Annotated in this window: 4 protein-coding genes; 1 reads left to right on the top strand and 3 read right to left on the bottom strand. The window is 67.9% G+C overall.

All coding sequences use genetic code 11. The annotated features are described in order from the left end of the window. Positions 1-79: 79 nt before the first annotated feature. The 3 genes from ACZ7HQ_RS45030 to ACZ7HQ_RS45020 form a co-directional block, all read right to left on the bottom strand. Positions 80-586, bottom strand: a complete 507-nt coding sequence (locus tag ACZ7HQ_RS45030) for an HNH endonuclease (protein ID WP_471003316.1) — start codon at positions 584-586, stop codon at positions 80-82. 168 nt (positions 587-754) lie between these two features. Beyond that, positions 755-1,294 (bottom strand): YbhB/YbcL family Raf kinase inhibitor-like protein, encoded by a 540-nt coding sequence (locus tag ACZ7HQ_RS45025; protein ID WP_471003313.1) that lies wholly within the window; start codon positions 1,292-1,294, stop codon positions 755-757. A 45-nt stretch (positions 1,295-1,339) separates the two neighbouring features. Then, positions 1,340-2,122, bottom strand: coding sequence for a sporulation protein (locus tag ACZ7HQ_RS45020; RefSeq protein WP_471003310.1), 783 nt, complete (start codon positions 2,120-2,122; stop codon positions 1,340-1,342). Positions 2,123-2,223: 101 nt separating this feature from the next. Here ACZ7HQ_RS45020 and ACZ7HQ_RS45015 point away from each other — a divergent pair, with 101 nt between their 5' ends. After that, complete coding sequence (locus tag ACZ7HQ_RS45015) at positions 2,224-2,874, top strand: DNA-3-methyladenine glycosylase (protein ID WP_471003307.1); 651 nt, start codon at positions 2,224-2,226, stop codon at positions 2,872-2,874. The last annotated feature ends 359 nt before the right edge of the window (positions 2,875-3,233 follow it).

Genomic DNA, 3,233 nt, shown 5'->3' with positions numbered 1-3,233 from the left:
CTTCCGGCCGGGTAGTGGAGGGGGGCAGGTGGTTAGTCCCCCCCCCCCCCCCCCCCCCCCCCCCCCCCCCCCGCCCCCGCTAAGCGGCAGCCTGGGACAGCCACCCCGGAAGCGCCTCGAACTCCTCGGCACCCAGCGCCAGCAGCATCGCGTCCTGCGGCGTCGGCTCGAACGGCTGTCGAAGCAACGGCATACCCGCCTGCTCCGGAGTCCGGTCAGCCTTCCGGTGATTGTCCTCCGCACAGGACGCCACCGTGTTCAGCCACGAGTCCGCGCCACCCTGCGCCCGCGGCACCACATGGTCCACCGTCGTGGCCCTGCGTCCGCAGTACGCGCACCGGTGCCGGTCCCGGACCAGCACACCCCGCCTCGACCACGGAGCGCGTCTTCGGAACGGCACCCGTACGTACCTGCACAGCCTGATCACCCGGGGCGCGGGTATGTCCACATCGGCACCACGCATGCGCAGTTCGGGATGGGCCTGCTCGACGACGGCCTTGTCCTGGAGCACCAGAACAACGGCTCGATTCAACGTCACCGTCGACAGCGGCTCGAAGCTCGCGTTCAGAACCAGCGTGTCCCGCATCCAGCCCACCTCCCGTGTGCACCTGCCCACCTCCCGGCGGGCTTGGATCAACTCTGGACGGGCGCGCCGAGATGGACAACGCAATAAAAACTGCCCGCCTCCGATCACTTCCAAGACCGGAGGCGGGCAAACGTTCAATGAACGCTTGGCTGAATCACGACGCTGCGCTCACCCCTGCGCGGGGTTCTCGTACTCACCGATGAGCTGGGCGCGTGCGATCGCGTGGAACCGCAGATTGAAGCCGACGACGGCCGGGGACGCGTCCGCATCCGGACCCAGCTTCTCCTGGTCCACCGCGTACACCGTGAAGACGTACCGGTGCGGACCGTCCCCGGGCGGCGGCGCGGCACCACCGAAGTCCCTCGTCCCATAGTCGTTCCGCGCGTGTACGGCGCCCTCGGGCAGGCCCTCGAACTTGCCGCCGCCCGCACCCGCCGGCAACTCCGTCACCGAGGCAGGGATGTCGAACAGGACCCAGTGCCAGAACCCGCTGCCGGTCGGCGCGTCGGGGTCGTAGCACGTCACGGCGAAGCTCTTGGTCTCCGGCGGGAACCCCTCCCACCTCAGCTGCGGCGAGGTGTTGCCCTCCGCGTGGACCTGAGCGCTCCTGAGCGTCGCCCCCTCCTCGATGTCCGCGCTCGTCACCGTGAACGACGGCACGGGCGGATGGAAGTCATGGGGGAGCGGCCGCCGCTTGAGCTCGGTCACCTCGGTACCTCCTGATCGATGATCTGGAACCAGCAGTTCCCGAGCCTAGAACCAGTTCCGCTTGCTGCCGACCTCGGACAGCCACTGGTTGAGATAAGCCGCCCAGTCGGTCCCCTGCCAGTCGTTCAGCCCCACCTGGAAGGACCGGTAGGTGTCCGAGCCCTCGCTGAACAGGCCCGGCTTCTTGTCCATCTCCAGCACGACGTCCATCGCGAACTCGTCGGCCACGAAGCTCAGCTCCACCTGGTTCAGACCCCGGTACTGCGACGGCGGGTAGAACTCGATCTCCTGGTAGAACGGCAGCCTCTGCCGCGTGCCCCGGATGTGGCCGCGCTCCATGTCCGCGTTCTTGAAGCGGAAGCCCAGCTGGATGAAGGCGTCCAGGATCGCCTTCTGCGCCGGCAGCGGATGCACGTTGATCGGGTCGAGGTCACCGGAGTCCACCGCCCGCGCGATCGCCAGCTCGGTCGTCACCCCGATGTGCATCCCGCGCAGCGCCTGCCCGTCGATCATCGTGACCGGCGTCTCCCACGGGATCTCCAGGCCGAACGGCACCGCGTGCACGGCACCCGCCTGCAGCTCGAAGGCACCACCGAGCCGCACCTTGGTGAACTCGATGTTCTGCTTGTACTCCTCGTCGCCGCTCTCCACCTCGACCTTGGCCTGCAGCCCGACCGACAGCCCCTCGATGTCCTGGTTCACGGAGCCGCCCTGGATCCGCACCTCACCCTGGACGACACCACCCGGCACGACATTGACCTCGGTCAGCACCGTCTCGACCGACGCCCCACCGGCCCCGAGACTCGCGAGCAGCTTCTTGAACGCCATTGACTCTCCCTTTACGAAGGACCCTCGACCCCTACAAACGCGATCCGCCCCCGACCGGTTCCGCCGGGCACCGTGCTCCGTCTGCACTACCCTCGGAGGGCATGATCGCGCCCCCGGACCGTACGCCACTGCCCAGAGAGTTCTTCGACCGCCCGGTCTTCGAGGTGGCACCGGACCTTGTCGGCCGCATCCTGGTCCGTACGACCCCCGACGGCCCGATCGCCGTCCGCCTCACAGAGGTCGAGGCCTACGACGGCCCGAACGACCCCGGCTCCCACGCCTACCGCGGCCGCACCGCCCGCAACGCGGTGATGTTCGGTCCGCCCGGGCACGTGTACGTCTACTTCACCTACGGCATGTGGCACTGCATGAACCTCGTCTGCGGCCCCGAGGGCCGGGCGAGCGCCGTCCTTCTGCGTGCCGGCGAGGTCGTCGAGGGCATCGAGCTCGCTCGCAAGCGGCGAGTTTCGGCCCGCAACGACAAGGAACTGGCCAAGGGCCCGGCACGCCTGGCCACAGCCCTGGAGGTCGACCGCGCCCTGGACGGCACGGACGCGTGCGCCACGGGTGAGACCCCGCTGAAGATGCTCACCGGAACCCCGGTCGCCCGTGACCAGGTACGAAGCGGCCCCAGGACCGGAGTCGCCGGCGAAGGCGGGAACGGCGACGTCCATCCCTGGCGTTACTGGCTCGCGGGCGACCCGACGGTGAGCCCCTACAGGGCCCATGTACCGAGGCGCCGCCGAAGTTGACGCGCTTGCCAAAGATGCGTAATGTATCCCGAGCCGCTGAACCGGGTACGGCGATCGCCTGCAGCCGGAGCGGCCAACCCACTACCTAGCTCCAGCCCCTCGACGGGGTCGATTCTGGTGCGTCCGCGCGCCTGAATTCGAACTCGCGAGACTCGATTATGAGTCGCCGAGAGAATGAGCTAACGTAGTGAATGTCGAAAGGGCGAACGGCGAAAGCCGAAAACCCCGGAGACATCCCGCCGACCGGGAATCAGACGCCGAAAGGATCTGATAGAGTCGGAAACACCGAAGGGAAGCCCGGAGGAAAGCCCGAGAGGGTGAGTACAAAGGAAGCGACCGTTCCTTGAGAACTCAACAGC

The sequence above is a fragment of the Streptomyces sp. NPDC037290 genome (assembly GCF_055603245.1).
The sequence above is the reverse complement of the archived record's forward strand: the minus strand, read 5'-3'. Positions and strand labels throughout refer to the sequence as shown.